Raw genomic sequence first — 23,314 nt, forward strand, 5'->3', positions numbered from 1 at the left:
TCGTGTCCACGGCCCCCGGTCACGCGGTCCCACCGACCAGCTTCCGCAAAGGACCGGCCGTGAAGCCCAGCGACGAGCACACCAGCACCCACCGCACCCAGGGCGGGATCACCGTCCACCGCCACGCCGCCCCGTGCGACCCCGACGTTCTCCGCCGGCTCGTGCAGGACGTCGAACACCGCCGCGGGGGCGTCCTCTCCTCCGGCATGGAGTATCCGGGCCGCTACGATCGCTGGCACCTGGGCTACGTCGACCCCTGCATCGAGGTCTCCACCCGCGAGCGCGATGTCACCGTCGAGGCCCTCAACGCACGCGGTCGGGTCCTGCTGCCCTTCCTGGCCCAGGCGCTGACCACCGTCGCCCCGCTGCACACGAGTACCGAGGACCGCGTCGCCCTCACCGTCGCCGAACCCGAGCCCGGCACCTTCTTCACCGAGGAGGAACGCAGCCGCCGCCCCAGCGTCTTCACCGCCCTGCGGGCCCTGATCGAGGCCATGTCCAGCCCCGAGGACCCCAACCTCGGGCTCTACGGCGCCTTCGGATACGACCTCGCCTTCCAGTTCGAGCCGGTCGAACGCCACATCGAACGCGACCCGGAGGACCGCGACCTCGTCCTGCACCTGCCCGACGCGCTCGTGGTCCGCGACCGCAAACGCGAGACGTGCGTGCGCTACACCTACGAGTTCACCGTCCCCGGCGACGGCAGCCGCGCCGAGGCGAGCACCGAGGGCCTGGCCCGGGACACCGCTGCGACCCCGGCCCTGCGCGCAGCCGAGGTCCCGGACGGTCCCGAACCCGGCTCCTACGCCCAGGTGGTCGCCCGAGCCAAGGAGCGCTTCCGCCGCGGCGACCTGTTCGAGGTCGTGCCCGGACACCGCAACTACGCCCGGTGCTCCTCGCCGGCCCGCTTCTACGAGACGCTGCGCGAGCGCAACCCCGCCCCCTACGAGTTCTTCTTCAACCTCGGCTCGGGCGAGTACCTGGTCGGGGCCTCACCGGAGATGTTCGTGCGCGTCAGCGGGCGGCCCGGCCAGGGACAGCGGGTGGAGACCTGCCCGATCTCGGGCACCATCCGCCGCGGCGAGGACGCGCTGGGCGATGCCGAGAACATCCAGGAGCTGCTGTCCTCGGACAAGGAGAAGTCCGAGCTGACCATGTGCACCGACGTGGACCGCAACGACAAGTCCCGGGTGTGCGAACCGGGCAGCGTGCGTGTCATCGGCCGCCGCCAGATCGAGATGTACTCACGCCTGATCCACACCGTCGACCACATCGAGGGCACCCTGCGCCGCGACTTCGACGCCCTGGACGCCTTCCTCACCCACATGTGGGCGGTCACCGTCACCGGAGCCCCCAAGACCTGGGCGATGCGCTTCATCGAGCAGAACGAGTCCAGCCCCCGGCGCTGGTACGGGGGAGCGGTCGGTGCCCTCAACTTCGACGGCTCCATGAACACCGGCCTGACCCTGCGCACCGCCCACATCCGGGACGGGGTCGCCTCGGTGCGCACCGGCGCCACCCTGCTCTACGACTCCGACCCCGAGGCCGAGGAGCGGGAGACCTTCCTCAAGGCCCGGGCGCTCATGGAGACCCTCGCCCTGTGCGAGGACCCCGACCGCGGCCCCGCACAGGCCGAGCCCGCGCCCGCACCGTCCGGCGCCGGCGCGGGCGAGGGGATGCGGGTCCTGCTCGTCGACCACGAGGACTCCTTCGTCAACACCCTCGCCGACTACGTGCGCCGCCACGGGGCCGAGGTCACGACCGTGCGCTACGGGTTCGCCCCCGAACTCCTGGACCGGTCGGCACCCGACCTCGTGGTGCTCTCCCCGGGACCGGGGTTGCCGAGCGATTTCCGCATGAACGAGCTGCTCGACGAGCTGGCCGCCCGCGAACTGCCGGTCCTGGGCGTGTGCTTGGGGTTGCAGGGCATGGTCGAGCACGCCGGCGGCGAGCTGCGCACCTTGGAGGCGCCGGTGCACGGCAAACCAGGCAGGGTCCGGGTCTCGGGCGGGGGGCTGCTGAGTGGCCTGGGCGAGGACGAGTGCTTCCCCGCCGCGCGCTACCACTCCACCTACACGCTGCCCGAGCTGGTCAAGGGCTACGAGGTCACCGCGGCACTCGAAGGAGAACCGGGGGAGGAGCCGGTCGTCATGGGGATCGAGGACGCGGCCGCGGGATGGTCCGCGGTGCAGTTCCACCCCGAGTCGATCCTCACCGCCGGGGTGGGGGAGGAGATCGTGGCCCGTGCCCTGCGTTCCGCGCGCCGGTGAGGGAGCATGACCCGTTTTCTGTGCTTGGGGTGTGTTTGATCTTTCTGTAACCCGGTCAGAGGACGGACATGGGACTCCTACTGACAATCCTGGGCATCATCGTTCTCGTCTCCGGCGTGCTGGGGGTGATCCGAGGGCAGCTCCTGTGGGGGATCATCCTCATCGTCGTCGGACTCGCCCTCACACCCGGTTACTTCTACGGTTTCTGACCCGGTCGGCGGGGCCCGGGCCGTGCTCCGAACGGTCCAGGTCCCGGGCCCGGGCGGTGTACCCTCGTACGAGGCTGTTCAGCCCCGCCCCACCCGTGCAACCGTGCCCTGGAAAAAGCAGGCCACGGCGCTCACGCGTGCCCGGAGCGGGGGAGTATCGACGGGAGGCAAACAGTGCAGAGGGTCGAGCCGCAGGTGCGACTGGTCGCGCGTCCACAGGTGGACTACGAGGCCATCTCCGAGTACCTCGAGGAGGTCGGCGGCCAAGCGTGGCTGGAACGGTTCGACCGCGGTGAGCTCGACGCCCACCTCAACGACCCGCAGAACCTCGCCGAGTTCGCGGGACGCCTGTGCTACCGCTCCTGGGAACCGGGCCTGAACCCCAACGTCACGCGTGTGCGCGCCGACCAGGACGCCTACCTGGGCAACCTGCTGCGCAGCATGCACGGTTCGGTCCTGGAACACACCAGCTTCAGTTTCGTGCTCCACAACGTCTCCCGTGTGCTCACCCACGAACTGATCCGCCACCGCCCCGGCGTCGCCGTCTCCCAGGAGTCGCTGCGCTTCGTGCGCCTGACCGACCTGCCGTTCTGGTTCCCCGACTGGGCCGAGGACGACCCCGAGCTCATGGAACGCGCCACCGAGATGCTCCAGAAGATGGAAGAGTTCCAGTTCTGGATGGCCGAGCACTTCGGACTGGACGACGACGGGGTCAAATTCGCGGAGAAGAAGCACAAGACCTCCTTCATGCGTCGTTTCGCGCCCGAGGGCGTGGCCACCGGCCTGGTGTGGACCGCCAACGTGCGCACCCTGCGCCATGCCATCGAGGCCCGTACCGCGCCCGGCGCGGAGGAGGAGATCCGCCTGCTGTTCGACCGCATCGGAACCCTCCTGAAGGAGGAGGCTCCGGCGTTCTTCGGCGACTACACCGTGGAGGACGGGGCCTGGGTGCCCGAGTGGCGCAAGGTCTGAGCAGCGCCCCCACGAACCACGCGCCCGTCGCCGGTCCTTCCGGCGGCGGGCGCGCTCGTGTGCGCACCCGTGCCGGACCAAGAACGCGTCAAGGTTGGGCATGGGTTCTGTCCACACTGTGGGCCCGGCATCGTCGTGCCTGGTAGTTACGGGTATGAGACCGCCCAGTGCGGTGCGGGTGACCCTCGGGCCCCGATACCGACGGGGGCCCGCAGGCGCTCCAGTCCCGTGCACCATCCAAGAACGGGGAAGACCGTGGCAGACGATCTCAGGCCGGAGAACCTCATCGGACACCAGCTCCTGGACGGAGAAGGGCACAGCGTCGGCAAGATCAACCAGGTCTACCTGGACGACCGCACCAACGAACCCAGCTGGGTCTCGGTGCACACAGGGTTGTTCGGGCGCAAGGAGACCCTGGTGCCGCTGCAGGGCGCCCAACCGCAGCAGGAGGACCTCCAGGTCCCCTACGACAAGGCCACCGTCAAGGACGCGCCGCATGTCGAGTCGGGGGCCCACATCTCACCGGAGACCGAAGCGGAGGTCAGGGACTACTACGCCGAACGCGGCACGGTCCCCGACCAACGGGGAGGACGGCACGAGAGGGGCCAGTCCGAGGGGCCGGGAACGGACCGCGAGAGCGACGACAGCACAGCGCCCGGGACCGGCTACTCCGAGGCCGATGCCTCGATGGCCGTGGGCGACGAACACGCCGAGACGGCCCCGCCGATGGCCGCCACCGAACCGGACGCCGACGCCACCGGGACCGAGGACCAGATCACCGAGTCGGGCATGCCCGGGGTCATGTCCGCGGAGGATGCGCGCACCGGCCCCGGGACGACCGGTGAGGCCGCGGCCGGATCCGCACGGCGTCCCGACACCGTCCCGACGGCCGGACGCACGGACGCCGATCAGAGCCCCGGCACCGCGGGAGTGCCCTACCAGGCCGACTCCGTCGACGACATCACGATGACCCGGTCCGAGGAGCAGGTCGACATCGGTGTCGAACGCGTGGAGACCGGCCAGGTCCGTATGCGCAAGTACGTCGACGACGAGGACTTCGAGGAGACGGTGACCCTGCGCCACGAGGAGCTCGACATCGAGCGCCGGCCCGTGGAGGAGGGCGAGGGCTTCGAAGCCGCCATCGCCGAGGGCGAAGAGGTCTTCACCCTCTACGAGGAGCGGGTCGTGGTCTCCAAACACCAGGTCCCCGTCGAACGTGTCCACGTGCGCAAGCGCATGGTCAGCCATGAGGAGCGTGTGCAGGGCACACGCCAGAGCGAACGCATCGAGCTGGAGGACGAGGAAGGAAACCCGCCCGCGCAGACATGACCGGGGCCCGGGCCGGTGGGGTGAGCGCGCCCCACCGGCCCGGGCGTGTCCTGCGGACGCAACACACGACCGCGCTCAGGGTCTGTTCGGGCAAGGCCTTCCGTCGCAGGCCGTCGGGGGTTGCAGGCTCTGGGGCACGAGCACGGAGGGGGAGCGTATGGCTGACCGGGAGGACACCAGCGAGGACAGTACCGGGGAGGAGGCCGCCGGCGGCCGACCAGGGCGCACCGAGCCCGAACCGCGCGGCAGGGAGTCCGCGCCGGGGCGCGGGCACACCCTTGTCGTCGGCGCCGGCATGGCCGGGCTGGCCGCCGCGGACCGCCTGGCCGAAGGGGGCGAGCGTGTCACCGTGGTCGAGGGGCGCGACCGTACCGGCGGGCGGATCCACTCCGTGCGCGACCAGGAGGGGACCGTCCTGGACGCCGGGGCCTCCTGGATGCACAGCGAGGAGAGCAACCCGCTGGCGAACCTGGTCCGGGAGACGGGGACGCGCACCGCCGTCTTCAACCGCTCCACCGAGACCGCCTACGACCCCAAGGGGCGGCGCCTGCTCTTCGACCGGCACCGGCGCAACATGGAGGACGTCAACCTCCTGCAGGAACACATGTACTGGACCACCGTCGGTGCCGGTAGGCGCGAGTCCATGGCGGAGGGCATCGACCAGGCACTCCTGGACGCCAACCTCTTCCGCGGCCGCGCGCGCGATGCCAAGGAGATCGCTCACCGCATCATCGAGTCCGACCACGGGGCCCAGCCCGAGGAGGTCGCCTTCTCGTCGATGCGCGCCATGAACGAGTTCAGCGGCGACGACGTGGTCTTTCCCGACGGGATGGGCCGGTTGACCGATCATCTCGCCCGCGGCCTCGACGTGCGCCTGGAGCACACGGTCCTCTCGGTCTCCCACGACGAGGACGGCGCACACGTGCGGGTGGAAGGGCCCGGGGGTGAGGAGACCCTGACCGCCGACCGGGTCCTGCTCACCCTGCCGCTGGGCGTGCTCAAGGCCGGCCAGGTCGAGTTCGAACCGGAACTGCCCTGGGAGAAGACCGGGGCGATCGAACGCTTGGGCAACGGGCGCCTGGAGAAACTCTTCCTCCGTTTCGACCAGGTCTTCTGGGGAGATGCCGAGGTCCTGGTGCACCTGGGTACCGAATCGGGAACCTGGTTCCACTGGTACGCCGCCCAGCGCGTGTTGGGCGCACCCGTCCTGGTCTGCCGCAACGGAGGGCAGGCGGCCCGCTCCCTGGAAGGGATGCAGGAGGGCGAGGCCGTCGAGCACGCCATGGCCTCGATCCGCAAGATGTTCCGTAAGGCGCCCGATCCGGTCGACCACCTGCTGACCGACTGGATGGCGGATCCTTTTGCCCGGGGGAGCTTCTCCTATACGGCCGTGGGTTCCTCCGACGCCGACCGCAGGCTGCTGGCCGAGCCGGTCGCAGAACGGGTCTTCTTCGCGGGGGAGGCCACCGAGGTCGAACACGCGGCCACCGTGCACGGCGCGATGCTCTCGGGCCTGCGCGAGGCCGGCTACATCCTGGGGTGAGCAAGGCCGGTACGTCCCCGAGGGGTCAGAGCCGCTCGCGGCGTTCCACCTCGCTCACCCCGGCCGCACACGCCCGCCCGACCTCGCGGTGGTTGCGCAGGCGCCCCAGCCACCCGAACGGTTCGGGGGAGGGGTCGGGACCACCCTCGGAGCCGGCCACGGTCAGTTCCTGGCCGTTGAGCCGGCCCCGGCGGGTCCAGCGCTCCCAGCGTTCGAAGTCGGGGCTGGCCTGGTGGCCGAGGACCAGAACCGGTTCGCCCCGCCCCTCGAGTGCGGTGCCGCCGCGGTCCTGCAGCTGCAGAGGCGTGCCGCCGCCCGGTGACCAGTCGGGGGAGGAGACCACCCGCACCGCCGTGTCGCCGCGCTCCTCGCGCACCAGCAGAGCGTGGTGGGCCCAAGCCCGTGGTCTCACAGTGTGGACGGTCTCGGCCTCGGAAAGGGTCACCACGGCGCGTCCCATCCACCACCAATTCTCGTTGCGCGCCAGAAGGCTGCCGGCGCGGAGACGGGTGGGCGGATGTTTGTGCGCTTCCTGTTCCACGAGTTCTCCGCCGAAAACCTTTCCGCGCGGATCATGGTGGACCTGGACCGGACCCACGGCCACCTGCCCGGGGCGCTCGGGGCCGGCCACCCCCGGGACGGTCACGCTGAACGCGGCCCGCCCCGGCAGGGAGTCGATCTCGGCCAGCAGGGACAGCGGCAGGGCGGCACACGGGCGGCCCTCGTGTTCCAACGGCACCACGGGAATGCCGCACGGGCCGCCGGGGGTGAGCCAACTCAGTTCGGCGACCGAGGAGCGTCGCCACAGATCGTGAAAGTCCTGCACAAGGCGTCCCTTTCGGAGGGGTACCACACATGTTAACTTCTGTGGCACCTTAAGGGACCGGGCCCCACCTGGGTACCTTTTCCACGTCCCAGCATTCGGGACAGCTAGCAGTGAGGACGTCTCCCCCTATGCCCGCAGCAGCGGTACTCCTCGGTACCCTGGCGCTCTTCGCCCTGGGATACCGCTTCTACTCCGTCTACCTGGCCAAACGGGTCTATGCGTTGGAACCGTCCTTCGTCACCCCGGCACACGCCTACAACGACGGTGTGGATTTCGTCCCGACGAACAAGCACATCGTGCTGGCCCACCACTTCATCTCCGTGGCCGGTGCGGCCCCGATCGTGGGTCCGGCGATCGCGGTCTTCTGGGGGTGGGGCCCCGCTCTGCTGTGGGTGGTACTGGGGACTGTTTTTGCCGCCGGTGCCCACGACTTCGGCTCCATCGCCGTCTCGGTCCGCCACAAGGGCCGCAGTATCGGCACCCTGGCCGGCGACGTCATCAGCCGGCGTGCGCGCGTGCTGTTCCTGCTGATCATCTTCTTCCTGGTCACGATGGTCAACGCGGTCTTCGCCATCGTCGTGGCCGGTCTGCTGGAGCAGCACCCCGAGGCCGTTCTCCCGACCGCCCTGACCCTGCCGCTGGCCATCGCCGTCGGCCAGATCGTCTACCGCAGGCGCACCCCCGCCCTGGTCCCCTCCCTGGTCGCACTGGTCCTGCTCTACTCCTGCATCCCGCTGGGCCAACTCCTGCCCCTGACCCTGGACCCGGTCGCCGAGGCCACCGGCATCAGCACCACCGTGCTGTGGATCCTCGTCCTGTTCCTGTACGCCTACATCGCCTCCCGCCTGCCGGTGTGGATGCTGCTGCAGCCGCGCGACTACATCAACCAGCACCAGATGGTCGTGGCGCTGGTCGTGATCGCCGCCGGTGTCCTCGTGGGCATGAACACCATCGCCGCGCCGCTCCTGCGCGAGGACGTCCCGGCCGACTCGCCCTCGATCTTCCCGCTGCTGTTCGTCACCATCGCCTGCGGCGCGGTCTCGGGCTTCCACAGCCTGGTCGCCTCGGGCACCACCTCCAAGCAGGTCGAGAAGGAGCCCGACTCCCGCTACGTGGGCTACATGGCCGCACTCGGGGAGGGCTCCCTGGCCCTGGCCTCGATCCTGGCCTGCACCGCCGGGGTGATGCTCTTCAGCGGGAACCAGGGCATGGAGTGGTCCGGCCTCTACGCCACGTGGGAGGACGCGGGGGCCGACCCGCAGGGCATGTTCGTCGACGGTGTGGCGGGCTTCGCCGGCAACCTCGGCCTCCCCGAGGACACCGCGCAGGTCTTCGGTGCGCTCATCATCGTCAGTTTCGCCGTGACCACCCTGGACACCGCGGTCCGGCTCAAGCGCTACATCCTGCAGGAGATGTCGCTCCTGGCGGCGGACCGGTTCGAGACCGGGAGCACCGCCAACCGCGCCTTCCGCGGCTTCTCCCGCAACCTGAACATCACCACCCTGGTCGCGGTGGCCCTGCCCTTCGGCCTGGCCATGGTGCCCGGCGACTTCGCGCTGGGCACGCTGTGGGTGCTCTTCGGAACCACCAACCAGCTCACCGCCGGACTGGCCCTGGCCGTCATCGCGGTCTGGGTGGCCAAGCGCCGCCGCAACCCGGTCATGATCCTCGTCCCGCTGGTGTTCCTGCTGTTCATGACGGTCTGGGCGCTCGTCGAACAGCTCCTCGGCTTCATCGACACCGGCAGCGCACTGGACGTGTTCCTGCTGGCGCCGCTGGACTCGGTCATCCTGCTCCTGGCGCTGTGGATGATCGTGGAGTCCTTCCTGGCCCTGCGCGGCACCTTCAAGGGCACCGCCGACCCGATCGACCCCTCCGCCGAGACCGACCAGGTCGCCGTCGAAGGCAGCACGGTCGTCGGCTCCGGCAAGGGGACCCCCGAAACCGGGAGCGGCGACTCCACGGCCCGGGAACGCCGGGAGGAGGAGAAGTAAGGTGCACCGCACCGGACGGGACCACACGCGGGAGGGCATCGCGTGAGCCCCGAGGACCCGGGCGCCGGGCCCGGCCGACTGAGCCGGGCCTGGCGCCGTACCGTGCGGGCCTGGCGCCGTTTCGAGGGTTTCCACCAGCAGGTCTTCGAGGCGCGCTGGGGCCACGCCCGGCAGCGCGAGGCCCGTACCCAGCAGGACACCCTGCGCGCCCTGCTGCTCACCGAGACCCTGGGGGTGGACAACCCCGTCGCCTACGAGACCCTGGACCTGATCCCGTACATGGTGGCCGACCTGCACGAATGGCATCAGCGCATGGGGCGGGAGGACTTCGGGGGCCCGGGAGGATGCTGTTGAGCGCGCCCATCACCTTCGTCGGCGGCAAGGGCGGGGTCGGCAAGACGACACTGGCTGCCGCCCGTGCCCTGACCCTGGCCGGGCAGGGGCTCCGGACCCTGGTGATCTCCACCGACCCGGCGCACTCCCTGGGAGACGCCCTGGAACGCGGCCTGGGCGACGTCCCCGTCCAGGTGGCCCCGGACCTGTGGGCGGCCGAACCCGACGCCGATGCGGCCGTACAACGCCGTATCGCCCAGGTCGCCGACGACGCCCAGGACGCGGTCCCGCACGAGATCATGCCTGCGGTGCACCGGCACCTGAAGCAGGCCGGCTCCAGCCCCGGCATGGCCGAGTCGGCCCTGGCCGACCTGCTCGTCGACCGGATGGAGGAGGTCGGTGACCGCTGGGACGCACTGGTCGTGGACAGCGCCCCCACCGGCCACCTGCTGCGCCTGCTCAACCTGCCGACCCTGCTCACCCCGTGGGTGATGGGGCTGACCCGCCAACGGGAGAAGGCCGCGCGGGCCGAGGCCTTCGCCGACGTGGTCTCCGACCGCGGCCCGGACATGGCCGAGGACCCCCTCCTCAAACGCCTCAACGAACGGCGCCACCGGCTGGAACGCGCTGCCGTGCTCCTGCGGCAGGACTCCCAGGTGATGCTGGTGACCCTGGCCCGGCGCATGGTCCTGGCCGAGACCGCACGCGCCGCCGAGCAACTCTCCGAGGCCGGCTTCGGGCTGGCCCCGGTCGTGGTCAACCAGATCCCCGGCCACGGTACGGCGGGGCCCGACACCGTCGAGGCGCTACGGGCCACCCGGGAGCGTTTCGACGCCCTGGGGGTGGTCGAACTGGGACTACGCGAGAGCGAACCGACCGGCATCAGTGCGCTGCGGGAGCTCGGCCGTGTTTTCTGAATCACTCCGGCCCCGCACCGCCTCCCGCACGGGGTCCGGACGGGGGTTGTGGTGAGTCCTGGCCCACCCGTCACAGGCCGACCGACCCCGCAGGCAGCCCCTGCACAAGACGGCACGGCCGTCGGGCGGGCCGCCCCCGCCCAGCCGCGCACGGAGGAGCGCCCTTGCACCAGGGGGCCGGGTGGCAGCAGCGGTGGAACCGGTGTCCGGATCCCTGGCTGTCCACCGGGTACCCGGCGGCTATCGTTGGCGCCATGGGGAGATCGGAACACGACGGCAGTTTCACTGCGGGGGGCGATGTGGGCGACCCGGCGGTCAGCGACCGCATCTGGACGGTCCCCAACATCCTGAGCATGCTCCGGTTGTTGGGTGTGCCGCTGTTCCTGTGGCTCGTCCTCGTGCCCAGGGCCGATGTGCTGGCCCTGGCCGTGCTGGCCCTGGCCGGGCTCAGCGACTGGCTGGACGGCAAGATCGCCCGCGCCTGGAACCAGGCCACCAAGCTGGGACAGATCCTCGATCCCCTGGCCGACCGCCTCTACATCTTCGCCGCGCTGCTGGGACTGGTCGTACGCGGGATCGTGCCGTGGTGGCTCATGGCCATCCTCGTGCTGCGCGACGTGCTCATCATCGGGGCCCTGCCGCTGCTGCGCCACTTCGGCTACGGTCCGCTCCCGGTCAACTTCGCCGGCAAGGCCGCCACTCTGTGCCTGCTCTACGCTTTCCCCCTGTTGTTCCTGGCCGGATACCCCGGGGCCGTGGGAGACGGAGCCCGAATCATGGGTTGGGCCTTCGCGCTGTGGGGAACGGCTCTTTACTGGTGGGCCGGACTGCTCTACGCCGTACAGGGGCTGCGTCTGATCGCGCGGACCCGACGTGAGGAACGCACCGATCGCGTGGATGCTCCCCGAGAGGTCTCCGACGAAGGTGCCCCGGGTCACGGCCGGGACGGATCGCGCCGGCCCGGAGGTGCCGGAGACCGCTGACGGAGCGCGGGAAGGCTCACCCCGAGTCCATCCGGATGAAAGGGAGTGTCGTCTCCGCATGAGAACATGTCCCGCCGTGCGCAGTGGTGCACGTCGCCTACCGCACGAACCCACCAGGTCCCCCGCACGCGCGGCCGTACGGAGGTTCCGGCGATGAGTACCCCGACCGAGCCCGGGGCCGCTTCCACCGAGGACCCCGCGCCTGCCATGAAGGCCGTTGTGATGGCCGGGGGCGAAGGCACGCGCCTGCGGCCCATGACCGCCAACCAGCCCAAACCGCTGCTCCCGGTGGTCAACAAGCCCATCATGGAGCACGTGCTGCGTCTGCTCCGCCGGCACGGCTTCTCCGAGACCGTCGTGACCGTGCAGTTCCTGGCCACACTGATCCGCAACTACTTCGGTGACGGCGAGGAACTCGGCATGGAGCTGAACTACGTCGCCGAGGAGGTGCCGCTGGGCACCGCCGGCAGTGTGAAGAACGCCGAGGAGTACCTGCGCGGCGAACCCTTCATGGTCATCTCCGGTGACGCGCTCACCGACATCGACCTCACCGACATGGTCCGCTTCCACCGCGAGAGCGGCGCCAAGGTCACCATCGCCCTCAAGCGGGTGCCCAACCCGCTCGAGTTCGGCATCATCATCGTCGACGACCAGGGGCGTATCCAGCGGTTCCTGGAGAAACCCACCTGGGGCCAGGTCTTCTCCGACACCGTCAACACCGGTATCTACATCATGGAGCCCGAGGTCCTCGAAAGAGTGGCCGAGAACGAGGTCGTGGACTGGTCCGGTGACGTCTTCCCCGAACTCCTGGCCGAGGGCGAGCCCCTCTACGGATACGTCGCCGACGGTTACTGGGAGGACGTGGGTACCCACGAGAGCTACCTGAGCGCCCAGGCCGACGTCCTGTCCGGCAAGGTCGACGTCGAGATCGACGGGTTCGAGGTCTCACCCGGGGTCTGGGTCGGGGAGGGCGCCGAGGTCGACCGCAGCGCCGTCCTCAAGGGTCCGCTCTACGTCGGTGACTACGCCAAGATCGAGGCCGGCGCGGAGCTGCGCGAGTACACCGTCGTGGGCAGCAACGCCGTCGTGCGTGCGGAGGCCTTCGCCCACCGCACCGTCCTGCACGACAACGTCTTCATCGGGCGCGGAGCCAACCTGCGCGGCACGGTGGTCGGCAAGAACACCGACATCATGTCCGCGGTGCGGGTCGAGGAGGGCGCGGTCGTGGGCGAGGACTGCGTCATCGAGTCCGAGGCCTACGTGCACAACGACGTCAAGGTCTACCCCTTCAAGACCATCGAGGCCGGGGCGGTGGTCGGTTCCAACGTCGTCTGGGAGTCCAGGGGCCAGCGGTCCCTGTTCGGCCCCCGCGGCGTCTCGGGGCTGATCAACGTCGAGATCACACCGGAACTGGCCGTGCGCCTGGCCAACGCCTACGCCACCACCCTCAAGAAGGGTGCGATCGTCACCACCTCGCGTGATGTCTCCCGTGGTGCGCGCACACTCAAGCGCGCCATCATCAGCGCGTTGACGGCCGCCGCCATCGAGGTGCGCGACCTGGAGGTGGTGGCGCTGCCGGTGGCCCGTTTCATCACCGGCAAGGCCGAGGTCGCCGGGGGTATCACCGTGCGCACCAGCCCCGGTGATCCGGAGTCGGTCGACATCGTCTTCCTCGACGGTGACGGGGCCGACCTGTCGCCGGGCGCCCAGCGCAAGCTCGACCGCGTTTTCTCCCGGGCCGAGTACCGGCGGGCCTTCCCCGGCGAGATCGGGGAGCTGTCCTTCCCCTCACGCAACGTGGAGACCTACGCACACGACCTGCTGCGCTCGGTGGACACCTCCGGGGTGGCCGATGCCGAGCTCAAGGTCGTGGTCGACTGCGCCGGCGGCACCAGCTCGCTGATCCTGCCCTCCCTGCTCGGGCGGCTCGGGGTGGACGTCCTCACCGTCAACAACCGGCTGGACGAGGACTCGCCCACCGACACCGACGCCAAGAAGACGCGCGATCTGGAACGCCTGGGTGAGCTCGTGGCCGGGTCCAACGCGGACTTCGGGGTCCGGTTCGACCCGGTGGCCGAACTGCTCTCCATCGTCGACGAGAACGGCTCACTGATCGACAACGACCGTGCGCTGCTGGCGGTGCTGGACCTGGTGGCGGCCGAACGCGGCCGTGGCACCGTGGTCCTGCCGGTGACCACCACCCGTGTCGCCGAGACCGTCGCCGCCTCGCACGGTCTCGGGGTGCGCTGGACACCCACGGCCACCCACGAGCTCACCAGGACGGTGCGGGAGGGCGGCGAGGACATCGTCTTCGCCGGGGACGGGCGCGGCGGTTTCGTCGTGCCCGAGTTCAGGCCCACCAGTGACGGCATCGCCGCTTTCGTGCGGCTCCTGGGGCTGGTGGCGCGCTCCCGCCGCTCGGTGGGACAGATCGACCGGCGTATCCCTCAGGCGCACCTGCTGCGCCGTTCTGTGCCCACTCCGTGGGCGATCAAGGGCAGCGTCATGCGCTCGGTCGTGGAGGCCGCAGGGGACCGGGAACTGGACACCACCGACGGTGTGCGTGTGGTCGAGTCCGACGGGAGTTGGGCACTGGTGCTCCCGGACACCGCCGAGGCCGTGACCCATCTTTGGGCCGAAGGTCCCGACTCCGACACTGCGTCCCGTCTGCTCGACGAGTGGGCCGCAGTCGTGGAGCGGGCCGAGGGCTGATCCCGCCGGCGGGGCGTGGTCCGTCACCCGGTGGCGGCCCCGCCCCGGCGGGTCCGCCCGGGCGGGGCGAAGCCTCGCACGCGGGCGAAAACGGAGTTTTTCGGGGCGAAGTCGCAGTACAGGACACTGCCGGGAAGAACTTCGGCAATTCCCTGGTTGAGGGGAGAACCAAACGCCTCCCGGGCGCATCAGCACCAGAAGCAGGTGTCCCGTGCAGAGCCGTACTGCTCCGGTCCCCGGCCGGGCCCCGGGCGCTGCCCGCACGGCGGTCCCGGGACCGGTTCCCACGGCAGGCCTGGGAGGAGCAAAACCCTGTCTGGACAGGGATATGGTTTAAAGTCGAGTGTTCCCTGGCGCCGAGTCACCACCCGCCCGGGGCTTCCGCAGCGATGGACACACCTCCGGAGGGTGACGAGGAGTACAACATGGGGGAAGAGACCTAGCGACCGAACGTGCGAGGTGCTCTCGCCGCAGCGACGGCGAACCGCCTCGCCTCGTCCCCGGCGGTGTGCGGGCCAGGAGTCCGTACCGGCCCGGGGACGCGCCACCGATCAGCCGAATCAAGCACCGCCCCCGTGCGGTAGGAGGCCGAGCCGACCTATGTCGAGCGTTTACTGCACGCAGTGCGGTCACGCCGTTGCGGATGATGCCCGTTTCTGCTCCCACTGTGGAACCCCCATCCGCAGGGCCGAACAGCAGAGCCCTCGGCCCCAGGGGGGAGGGGACTCCGCCGGAGACGTCACATCCACCATCTCGATCTCCGGCATCCAGGTCCTGGACGATGAGGAATCCGGGGACGAACCCGGGGGCGAGGACCAGAGCAGCACCGACGCGCTTCCCCCCGGAACGGCCCTGCTCGTGGTCCGTCGCGGCCCCAACGCCGGGAGCCGTTTCCTGCTGGACAGCGACGTGACCACCGCCGGTCGCCATCCCAACAGCGACATCTTCCTGGACGACGTGACCGTGTCGCGTCGCCATGTGGAGTTCTTCCGCCGCGGTAACGGTTTCGGTGTGCGCGACGTCGGTAGCCTCAACGGCACCTACGTCAACCGCGAACCGGTCGACGAGGCCGAGCTGGGTGGCGGCGACGAGGTCCAGATCGGTAAGTTCCGTATGGTCCTGTTGACCAAACCGCGCCGCTGAGCGGATCCTGCCGTGCGGCGGGGGCCGGAGGTTTGCGGCCCCCCGCCGCCGGAGAGCTTTGTAACGAAGGGTGCCGATTTCGCCCTCGGATCCTGCATCCGATGACGAGCAGGCAAGAGAGCGCCCATCCGGCATGACGACTCGTGGGACGGAGACGCTGTGAAACACATGGAGGTCGTCGGCGTCCGGGTTGAGATGCCTTCGAACCAACCGATCGTCCTGCTCAAGGAGGCGGACGGCGAGCGTTACCTGCCGATCTGGATCGGCGGGGTGGAGGCGACCGCCATCGCTCTGGCGCAACAGGGGGTGGCGCCCGCGCGGCCGCTGACCCACGACCTGTTCCGCGACGTGCTCGACGCGCTCGGGACCGGCCTGGAGGCGATCCGTATCACCGGACTGTCCGACGGCATCTTCTACGCCGAGCTCGTCTTCGACAACGGGGTGGAGGTCAGCGCCCGTCCCTCGGACTCCATCGCTCTGGCACTGCGTACCGGCACCCCGATCTACGCCCACGAGGACGTGATCGAAGAGGCCGGCATACCCATCCCCGACGAGCAGGAGGACCAGGTCGAGGCCTTCCGCGAGTTCCTCGACAACATCTCGCCCGAGGACTTCGGCCGCAAGACGTGAGTGTTGCCACCGGGGCCGGGCCCGTCTTCGGGCCCGGCGCTCGCGTGCCCGCCCGACACAGTCGTGATCTGCGAAAATGCCTGATTCAGCGATGATAGATTGGTCGGAGGACATGACCTTGGGGGCCGGAATCGACGTCCGTGGGCCCAGGGTGGGCCGATGAGCCCGCGCCTTCCGCCTGCCCGCGCTGCGACGCGCCGTGTGGCGTCGTTGACGCTGCCTTTGCCTCGCCCTACCGTCGTTGCAGTAGAACCCATGGCGCGTCCGTTCCCTCAAGCGGAGATCCCCTGTCGAGGCCGCCGTGGGACGAGGAGCCGGAGGTCGGCGTGGCGGTAGCGGGCGGCAAGCAGGATCCCCAGGACCGGAGGTCCGCGCTGCGACTGGCGGGGCAGCGGGGCCTACTCGGCGAAGAGGACGTGGTGACGCTGCCTATGGACGTCGGTTATCGGGGCCCGGCAGCGTGTACAGCTGCCGGCGTGACCTACCGCCAACTCGACTACTGGGCCAGAACCGGTCTGGTGGAACCGAGTGTGCGCAACGGTGCTCAGAACGCCCCCCTCTACAGCCTCCCCGACATCCTTCTGCTCAAGGTGGCCAAGCGCCTGTTGGACACCGGTATCTCCCTGCAGCAGATCCGTACGGCCGTGGACCACCTGCGCGGGCGTGCTGCCCAGGACCTGGCCCGCATCACGCTGATGAGCGACGGGGTCAGTGTCTACGAGTGCACCTCGCCCGAGGAGGTCGTGGACCTCATGCAGCGCGGCCAGGGCATGTTCGGGCTGGCGTTGGCCCATGTCTGGCGTGAGTTGGAAGAGGCGCTCGGTGTCGTCCCGCCCGAGGAGCGCGCCGACCTGCCGCAGGCCGCGCCCCAGGCCGTGGACGAGCTGGCCCGGCGCCGCCGCGAGCGCCGCACCGGATGAAGAGGACCTGCTGTCCCGGGGGCGGGCTCTGAGCTCGGGCATGCTTGAGGTACGGGTGGGGGTGGGTGTTGTGAGGCACCATCGAGTACGGTCGTGGCCAGAACAGGGAGAAAACAGACATTCTCCTTGTCCGTACGAGTAGACAGAGTCAAGAGGCCGTCAATACCGCGCGGGAGAGACCTCGACAACGGGGCGCCGACGGGGCAATACTCCCCAGTAACCTCTCAGGCACCACGGACCGCGCGGAGGAGGCCACTCTGGAGCCGGAGCCCTGAGCCCGGCGACAGAGGGGGAGACCGTAAGGAACACCGCCGACCCGTTCGGCCCTGTCACCAGGAGGTCTCCGTGCCAGAACAGCCGTCCCACGTCCACGGCACCCCCGCGAGGGTGTTCGCCGACCGGCACATCGGCCCGAACCCGGCCGAGACCGAGGAGATGCTCAAGACCGTCGGCCACAGCTCCACCACCGAGCTCATGGCCGCCGCCGTCCCCGAGTCGATCCTCACCGGTCCCGGACGCCAGGCTCCACTGGACCTTCCCGAACCGGCCGGAGAGGCCGAAGCCCTCACCGAACTGCGTGGCCTTGCCGCACGCAACCAGGTCACGACCTCGTTGATCGGGCGCGGCTACTACGGCACCCACGTCCCGCCGGTCATCTTGCGTAACATCCTGGAAAACCCGGCCTGGTACACGGCGTACACGCCTTACCAGCCCGAGATCTCCCAGGGCCGTCTCGAAGCGCTGCTGAACTTCCAGACCGCGGTCTCGGACCTGACCGGGCTCCCGGTCACGGGCGCTTCCCTGCTCGACGAGTCCACCGCCGCGGCCGAGGCCATGACCCTGGCCCGCCGCGCGACCAAGGTCAAGAGCGACGTCTTCGTCGTCGACTCCGACGTCTTCCCCCAGACCCTGCAGGTCCTGCGCACCCGGGCCGAACCCCTCGGCATCGAGGTCGTGGTCGCCGACCTGTCGAAGGGGCTGCCCGACGGCGAGGCCTTCGGCGTACTGGTGCAGTACCCGACCTCCTCCGGCGAGGTCCGCGACCCCTCCGAGATCATCGCGGCGGCACACGAGCGCGGCGCTCTGGCCGTCGTGGCGGCCGACATCCTCGCCCTGACGCTCCTGCGCAGCCCCGGGGACCTCGGTGCCGACATCGCGGTCGGTTCCACCCAGCGTTTCGGTGTCCCGCTCGGCTTCGGGGGTCCCCACGCCGGATACATGTCCGTCGGGGAGAAGCTGCGCCGCCAGCTCCCGGGCCGTCTCGTGGGTGTGTCCGTCGACAACACCGGCCGGCCCGCCTACCGTCTGGCCCTGCAGACCCGCGAGCAGCACATCCGCCGGGAGAAGGCCACCAGCAACATCTGCACCGCCCAGGTGCTCCTGGCCGTCATGGCCGGCATGTACGCGGTACACCACGGCCCCGAGGGCCTGCGCGCCATCGCCCGCCAGGTCCACACCCACACCGTCGCACTGGCCGACGCCCTCACCGACCGCGGTTTCGAGGTCGTGCACGAGGCCTTCTTCGACACCCTGCGCGTGCGCGTGCCCAGCTCGGCCCAGATCCTGGACGCGGCCCTGGAGCGCGGCTACAACCTCCTGGCCGCCGACGACCGCACCGTCGGTATCAGCATCGACGAGACCACCACGGCCGCCGACCTCGAACAGGTCGTGGCCGCCTTCGGCGAGGCCGACCGCGCCGCCGCCAAGGCCGCCCCGACCGTGGACGGGAACGCCGACCGCGTCCCCGGCGCCCTGGCCCGGGGCGTGGACTACCTGACCCACCCCGTCTTCAACACCCACCGCAGCGAGACCGCGCTCCTGCGGTACATGCGCCGCCTCGCCGACCGTGACCTGGCGCTGGACCGCACGATGATCCCGCTGGGCTCGTGCACCATGAAGCTCAACTCCACCACGGAGATGGAGCCGATCACCTGGCCCGAGTTCGGCTCGCTGCACCCCTTCGCCCCGCTCGACCAGGCCGGGGGCAGCGTCCAGATCGTCCGTGACCTGGAGGACTGGCTGGCCGAGGTCACCGGCTACGACGCGGTCTCCCTGCAGCCCAACGCCGGCTCCCAGGGCGAGCTGGCCGGACTCCTGGCCATCCGCGGATACCACCGCTCCCGGAACCAGGCCCACCGCGACGTGTGCCTGATCCCCAGCTCCGCGCACGGCACCAACGCCGCCAGCGCGGTCATGGCCGGTATGCGCGTGTCCGTGGTCGCCTGTGACGACGGCGGCAACGTCGACCTGGACGACCTCGCGGCCAAGACCGCCAAGCACGCCGACGACCTCGCCGCGATCATGGTCACCTACCCCTCCACGCACGGGGTGTTCGAGGGCACCATCACCGAGGTGTGCCGCATGGTCCACGAGGCCGGCGGCCAGGTCTACATCGACGGCGCCAACTTCAACGCCCTCCTGGGCTGGGCCAAGCCCGGCGAGTTCGGCGCCGACGTCAGCCACCTCAACCTGCACAAGACCTTCTGCATCCCGCACGGGGGCGGCGGCCCCGGCGTGGGCCCGGTCGCGGTCCGTTCCCACCTGGCCGGCTTCCTGCCCAACCACCCGGGCCAGCCCGACGCCGGCCCGCACACCGGGGTCGGTCCGGTCTCGGGCGCACCGTTCGGTTCGGCCGGGATCCTGCCGATCTCCTGGGCCTACGTGCGGATGATGGGCGAGGAGGGCCTGCGCTCGGCCACCGAGGTCGCGGTGCTGTCCGCCAACTACCTGGCCAAGCGCCTGGAGCCCTACTTCCCGGTCCTCTACACCGGGGCCGACGGTCTGGTCGCACACGAGTGCATCATCGACCTGCGCCCGCTGCAGAAGGCCACCGGCATCAGCAACGAGGACGTCTCCAAGCGGCTGATGGACTACGGGTTCCACGCGCCGACCATGTCCTTCCCGGTCAACGGAACGCTCATGGTCGAGCCCACCGAGAGCGAGGACCTGGCCGAACTCGAGCGGTTCGTGCAGGCGATGATCGAGATCCGCCACGAGATCGACAAGGTCGCATCGGGCGAGTGGGAGCGTGAGGACAACCCGCTGGTCAACGCTCCGCACACCGCGGAGATGCTGACCGCCGAGAGCTGGGAACACGGTTACAGCCGCGCCGAGGCGGCCTACCCGCTGCCGTCCCTGCGCCAGGACAAGTACTGGCCGCCGGTGGGCCGCATCGACCAGGCCTACGGTGACCGCAACCTGGTCTGCTCCTGCCCCCCGCCCGAAGCCTTCGAGATCTGAGCACCGGCCGGGCAGTACCGGCCCGGGCCACAGGGGGCCGTCCGTCGGACGGCCCCCTGTCGTGTGTCCGCGGCCGCCGGGGGCGCCCGGGTTACAGTGGCCCCGAGCCCGCGCTCCCGACGAGCCCCCATCGAAAGCGGTAGGAATGACCACCACGCCCGGACCACCGGCGCGTTCCGGCGCCCCCGAGCCGCCCGAGGCCACCGACCCCGAGGACCACCCCGCCGACGGCCCCGCCCCGGGGGCCGAGGACGCCGCAGGCCTGTGCGACCAGGCCCAGGACCTGGCCGAGAACGGGCACCTCGAACGCGCCGCCGCACTCTACGAACGCGCCGCTGCCGCCGACCCCCGCCCCCGCCTGCAGGCCCGGTCCCTGCTGGGGCTGGCCGTGGTCCAGGACCAGCGCGGCGACCTGGCCGCCGCCCGCGAGGCCGCACGCCGCGCGGTCTCCACCGGGGACGACCGTTTCGCACCGCGCGCCGCCCACCACCTGGCCCTGTCCCTGGAGCAGGAGGGCGAACACGCCGAGGCCGAACGCACCTGGCGCCGCTTGCTGGAGATCGGCGGGCCCGCCCACACCGCCGTCGCGCACTACGGGCTGGCGCGCGAGGCCGAGGGCAGGGGAGAGCACAGCGGGGCCGAGGAGCACTGGGAGGCGGCACTGGCCCTGCCCGCCGCGTCCGAGCCCATCAGCCGCCTGCAGGCCGAGACCGTCGTCGAGGCAGCCCGCGACCTGGGCGGGCGGCTGCTCGAGCGCGGACTGCCGGGGGCCGCGGCCGCAGCGGTCGAGCGCGGTCTCGCCCTGGCCGACGACCCCGCCCTGCGCCTGCTGCGGGCCGCCACCCACCTGGAGCACGCCATCGCGGACACGGGCGCGATCGTCGACGCGGCCGGGACCGCGGACCCGGACGAGCCCCGGCCCGGGGCGGGCACCTCGGGCGCGGCCGTGGAACTCCTGGCGGGCCTGCTGGCGCTGCGCGGCGACCCGGAGGCCTCCGCGCGGGCCTGGCGTGCGGGGCTGGACATCCGTGACACCGGGACCGCCGACCACGTACGGCACCGCTTGCGCCGCGGGTTCGCGGTCCCGCAGGAGGAACAGGAGGAGGGCGCCGGCACCCCCTGGTGGGAGCCCTACCTGGAGGAGGCCGTGGCCACCGACAGCGCCCCGGCCCTGGCAGGAGAGCTCTTCGCCGTGCTGACCCGGATGCACAACACCGTCGGGGTCCCGCTGGCAGAGGGAGAGGTGCGTCCCGCGGCGCTGCGCGAGGCGATGGAGGAGGCGCTGCGCACCCCCAGCGACCTGGTGTGGGGCCAGGACGTGCACGCCGACTTCCGGCGCAGGCTCACGGAGGCGATGGGCGGCCGGGACGTGCTGCCCGAGGGATGGCCCGACCGGGCCTGACCCCGGGCAGCTGCGCACCGGAGGCCGGACACCCCGTGGCGGGGTGTCCGGCGGTCGTCCCGCTCAGGCTGCGACGCGGGGGCGGTGCGGGGCCACAACGGCCCCGTCCGGCATCAGCTCCCCGGTGTCGTCGAACTGGACGACGCCGTTGCAGAGCAGACTCCAGCCCTGCTCCGGGCGGCTGACGACGACCCGAGCGGCCTCGTGGTCGACGTCCTCGGAAGAGGGGCAGACAGGTTCGTGGCTGCACATGGGAAGGCCTTTCGGTCAGGTGCTCTTCGTCGAGCTGAGGCCAAGCGTAGTGGCTCACATCACAGGCGTGGGCACGTTTGGGACCGAATGCAGCGGGATCCCGGCCCCGGCCCGCGCGTCCCGACGAGGAAGCGCAGGTCCCGGGTTCAGTAGCCGCCCCGCGTACGGCGGGCCGCCGGACGGCTGCGCATACCCGCACCGGCCAGGCCACCGCGCTGGAAGGCCCGCATGAGCTCGCCACCGAGGTTGACGCCCGCGCCCAGGGCCAGACCCACGGCGACCGCCTCCACGAGGCTCAACAGCCCCGCGACCATGGTGCCCTGGGTGATCTCGATGAGTCCTCGGTACAGGATGCTCCCGGGCAGCAACGGGGCGATGGAGGGGATCAGATACGGCAGTACCGGCCGCCTGGTGCGCCGTGCCAACCAGTGTCCGACCACACCCACGGCCACGGCCCCCACGACCGTGCCCATCATCGGCGGCACCTCGAAGACCGAGCGTATGCCCGCGTAGATCACCCAGATCATCACACCCATGCCCCCGATCGCGGGCAGCATCCGGGGCGGCACCGCCAGTGAGACCGCGAAGGCCATCGCGATGCCCGCGGCCCCCACCAGCACCCACGGTTCCATCGATGTGCCGGCCGTTGGCAGCTCCTCCAGATCCACGTCCAGACCCAGTCGCACCGCGATGTAGGCCACCGCGCCCACTCCGGAGACGATCGCGCCCAGGGTGAAGAAGGTTTCCAACAGGCGTGCGGTCGCGGAGACGTAACTGCCGCTGACCCCGTCCTGGAGGCTGGCAACCAGCGGGCGTCCGGGCAGGAGCGCCATGATGTTACCGGTGATGATCGCCCCGGCCTGAAACCCCAGATCCAGTTCGATACTCACCCACAGCAGCCCGATGCCGATGGTCGCGGCGACAACGGAGGCCCCGGTCATCTGGTAGAACTCCGCCACCCCGCGCCTGGCCATGACCACCGAGGTGCGATCGCCCAGCACCGTGGCAAGGAAGGCCACCGTCGCGACGATCAGACCACCGCCCATCATCACACTGGCGCTGGTGGCGATGAGTCCGAAGCAGACCGCGATGCCCCAGTTGGGATAAGGCATACGGGCACGCTGGATCTGCTTGAGCCGCGCGGTGGCGTCCTCCACCTCCAGCAGCCCCAGCGCCGATTGCTCCACCAGGGTGTGGAGCTCGGTGACGCGGAAGTAGTCCAAGGTGCGCCGACGCACCACCCGCTCACCGGTGATCGGGGGCTGGTCCCCGCCCGGGTGCGTGGACAACGAGATGTTGGTGAAGGTGACCGAGACCTCCGAACTGGGCAGCTCGAAGGCCACCGACAGGCTGAGCATCGCCTCACTGACGGCCTCGGTGCTCTCCCCGCTGGCCAGCATGAGCTCGCCCACCCGCAACACGAGGCTGATCACACGTGCGTCGGGCAGGTCGGGATCCTCGTCCAACCCGTCCGGCGACAGCTCGCTCTCGTGCGCCGCCCGCCAGTCCCGCATCCTGCTGAGCAAGCGGTCCTCGCTCGGCGGCAGCGGCCTGCCACGCCTTTTCGGCATGCCCGTCTTCTCCGTTCCCTCCTCGCCTGTACCCCCGCGGTGGTCAGAGCGATCCTCACAGCCTCTGA

General features: G+C 70.4%; 18 protein-coding genes and 1 riboswitch. Of the genes, 15 read left to right on the forward strand and 3 right to left on the reverse strand.

What is annotated here, in order from left to right; genetic code table 11:
* The first annotated feature begins 59 nt into the window (after nt 1–59).
* The 5 genes from D456_RS0107370 to D456_RS0107390 all read left to right on the forward strand — a co-directional run bounded on the left by D456_RS0107370 (nt 60) and on the right by D456_RS0107390 (nt 6,323).
* A complete protein-coding gene (locus tag D456_RS0107370; protein ID WP_017575527.1) occupies nt 60–2,270 on the forward strand; it encodes an anthranilate synthase component I in 2,211 nt (736 codons plus the stop codon).
* A gap of 68 nt (nt 2,271–2,338) precedes the next feature.
* Nucleotides 2,339–2,479 (forward strand): GPGG-motif small membrane protein, encoded by a 141-nt coding sequence (locus D456_RS27055; RefSeq protein ID WP_017575528.1) that lies wholly within the window; start codon nt 2,339–2,341, stop codon nt 2,477–2,479.
* Between the two features lie 174 nt (nt 2,480–2,653).
* Nucleotides 2,654–3,451 (forward strand): FAD-dependent thymidylate synthase, encoded by a 798-nt coding sequence (gene thyX, locus D456_RS0107380; RefSeq protein WP_017575529.1) that lies wholly within the window; start codon nt 2,654–2,656, stop codon nt 3,449–3,451.
* A gap of 255 nt (nt 3,452–3,706) precedes the next feature.
* Nucleotides 3,707–4,780, forward strand: a complete 1,074-nt coding sequence (locus tag D456_RS0107385) for a DUF2382 domain-containing protein (protein WP_017575530.1) — start codon at nt 3,707–3,709, stop codon at nt 4,778–4,780.
* A gap of 157 nt (nt 4,781–4,937) precedes the next feature.
* Entirely contained in the window at nt 4,938–6,323 is a 1,386-nt protein-coding gene (locus D456_RS0107390; RefSeq protein ID WP_017575531.1) for a flavin monoamine oxidase family protein, read from the forward strand.
* Nucleotides 6,324–6,348: 25 nt separating this feature from the next.
* On the opposite strand, the gene D456_RS0107395 is transcribed toward D456_RS0107390, so the two are convergent.
* Complete coding sequence (locus D456_RS0107395) at nt 6,349–7,149, reverse strand: hypothetical protein (RefSeq protein ID WP_017575532.1); 801 nt, start codon at nt 7,147–7,149, stop codon at nt 6,349–6,351.
* A 128-nt stretch (nt 7,150–7,277) separates the two neighbouring features.
* Between D456_RS0107395 and D456_RS0107400 the strand changes: the two genes are divergently transcribed.
* From D456_RS0107400 to D456_RS0107450, 10 genes are all read left to right on the forward strand, one after another.
* Entirely contained in the window at nt 7,278–9,143 is a 1,866-nt protein-coding gene (locus D456_RS0107400) for a carbon starvation CstA family protein (RefSeq protein WP_017575533.1), read from the forward strand.
* 42 nt (nt 9,144–9,185) lie between these two features.
* Complete coding sequence (locus D456_RS0107405) at nt 9,186–9,497, forward strand: cory-CC-star protein (protein WP_017575534.1); 312 nt, start codon at nt 9,186–9,188, stop codon at nt 9,495–9,497.
* Nucleotides 9,488–10,393, forward strand: a complete 906-nt coding sequence (locus D456_RS0107410) for an ArsA family ATPase (RefSeq protein ID WP_017575535.1) — start codon at nt 9,488–9,490, stop codon at nt 10,391–10,393. The genes D456_RS0107405 and D456_RS0107410 overlap by 10 nt, the downstream gene beginning before the upstream one ends.
* A gap of 254 nt (nt 10,394–10,647) precedes the next feature.
* Nucleotides 10,648–11,376: a CDP-alcohol phosphatidyltransferase family protein gene (locus D456_RS0107415; RefSeq protein ID WP_051049419.1), complete on the forward strand. Its 729-nt coding sequence runs from the start codon at nt 10,648–10,650 to the stop codon at nt 11,374–11,376.
* Between the two features lie 153 nt (nt 11,377–11,529).
* Nucleotides 11,530–14,088, forward strand: a complete 2,559-nt coding sequence (locus tag D456_RS0107420) for a mannose-1-phosphate guanyltransferase (protein ID WP_017575537.1) — start codon at nt 11,530–11,532, stop codon at nt 14,086–14,088.
* 600 nt (nt 14,089–14,688) lie between these two features.
* Nucleotides 14,689–15,231 carry an FHA domain-containing protein gene (locus D456_RS0107425; protein ID WP_017575538.1) on the forward strand — a complete coding sequence of 181 codons (543 nt, stop codon included), beginning with the start codon at nt 14,689–14,691 and terminating at the stop codon, nt 15,229–15,231.
* A gap of 159 nt (nt 15,232–15,390) precedes the next feature.
* The gene (locus D456_RS0107430) at nt 15,391–15,861 is read left to right on the forward strand and encodes a bifunctional nuclease family protein (RefSeq protein ID WP_017575539.1); all 471 of its coding nucleotides are present in this window, start codon (nt 15,391–15,393) and stop codon (nt 15,859–15,861) included.
* Nucleotides 15,862–16,292: 431 nt separating this feature from the next.
* A complete protein-coding gene (locus D456_RS23790) occupies nt 16,293–16,781 on the forward strand; it encodes a MerR family transcriptional regulator (protein WP_017575540.1) in 489 nt (162 codons plus the stop codon).
* 160 nt (nt 16,782–16,941) lie between these two features.
* Nucleotides 16,942–17,032, forward strand: a riboswitch (glycine riboswitch).
* A gap of 94 nt (nt 17,033–17,126) precedes the next feature.
* Nucleotides 17,127–20,021, forward strand: coding sequence for an aminomethyl-transferring glycine dehydrogenase (gene gcvP / locus D456_RS0107445; protein ID WP_017575541.1), 2,895 nt, complete (start codon nt 17,127–17,129; stop codon nt 20,019–20,021).
* Between the two features lie 145 nt (nt 20,022–20,166).
* Nucleotides 20,167–21,423, forward strand: a complete 1,257-nt coding sequence (locus D456_RS0107450; protein ID WP_017575542.1) for a tetratricopeptide repeat protein — start codon at nt 20,167–20,169, stop codon at nt 21,421–21,423.
* A gap of 63 nt (nt 21,424–21,486) precedes the next feature.
* On the opposite strand, the gene D456_RS0107455 is transcribed toward D456_RS0107450, so the two are convergent.
* Nucleotides 21,487–21,675 carry a DUF5999 family protein gene (locus D456_RS0107455; protein WP_017575543.1) on the reverse strand — a complete coding sequence of 63 codons (189 nt, stop codon included), beginning with the start codon at nt 21,673–21,675 and terminating at the stop codon, nt 21,487–21,489.
* A gap of 146 nt (nt 21,676–21,821) precedes the next feature.
* Entirely contained in the window at nt 21,822–23,189 is a 1,368-nt protein-coding gene (locus D456_RS0107460) for a threonine/serine exporter family protein (protein WP_017575544.1), read from the reverse strand.
* Between the last annotated feature and the right edge of the window lie 125 nt (nt 23,190–23,314).

The sequence above is a fragment of the Nocardiopsis kunsanensis DSM 44524 genome (assembly GCF_000340965.1).
Classification (GTDB): domain Bacteria; phylum Actinomycetota; class Actinomycetes; order Streptosporangiales; family Streptosporangiaceae; genus Nocardiopsis; species Nocardiopsis kunsanensis.

Coding starts and splice junctions, on each gene's coding strand:
- D456_RS0107400 (WP_017575533.1), top strand. CDS start 7,278: ATGCCCGCAGCAGCGGTACTCCTCGGTACCCTGGCGCTCTTCGCCCTG.
- D456_RS0107390 (WP_017575531.1), top strand. CDS start 4,938: ATGGCTGACCGGGAGGACACCAGCGAGGACAGTACCGGGGAGGAGGCC.
- D456_RS0107425 (WP_017575538.1), top strand. CDS start 14,689: ATGTCGAGCGTTTACTGCACGCAGTGCGGTCACGCCGTTGCGGATGAT.
- D456_RS0107420 (WP_017575537.1), top strand. CDS start 11,530: ATGAGTACCCCGACCGAGCCCGGGGCCGCTTCCACCGAGGACCCCGCG.
- D456_RS23790 (WP_017575540.1), top strand. CDS start 16,293: ATGGACGTCGGTTATCGGGGCCCGGCAGCGTGTACAGCTGCCGGCGTG.
- D456_RS0107415 (WP_051049419.1), top strand. CDS start 10,648: ATGGGGAGATCGGAACACGACGGCAGTTTCACTGCGGGGGGCGATGTG.
- D456_RS0107410 (WP_017575535.1), top strand. CDS start 9,488: ATGCTGTTGAGCGCGCCCATCACCTTCGTCGGCGGCAAGGGCGGGGTC.
- D456_RS0107460 (WP_017575544.1), bottom strand. CDS start 23,189: ATGCGGGACTGGCGGGCGGCGCACGAGAGCGAGCTGTCGCCGGACGGG.
- D456_RS27055 (WP_017575528.1), top strand. CDS start 2,339: ATGGGACTCCTACTGACAATCCTGGGCATCATCGTTCTCGTCTCCGGC.
- D456_RS0107455 (WP_017575543.1), bottom strand. CDS start 21,675: ATGTGCAGCCACGAACCTGTCTGCCCCTCTTCCGAGGACGTCGACCAC.
- D456_RS0107450 (WP_017575542.1), top strand. CDS start 20,167: ATGACCACCACGCCCGGACCACCGGCGCGTTCCGGCGCCCCCGAGCCG.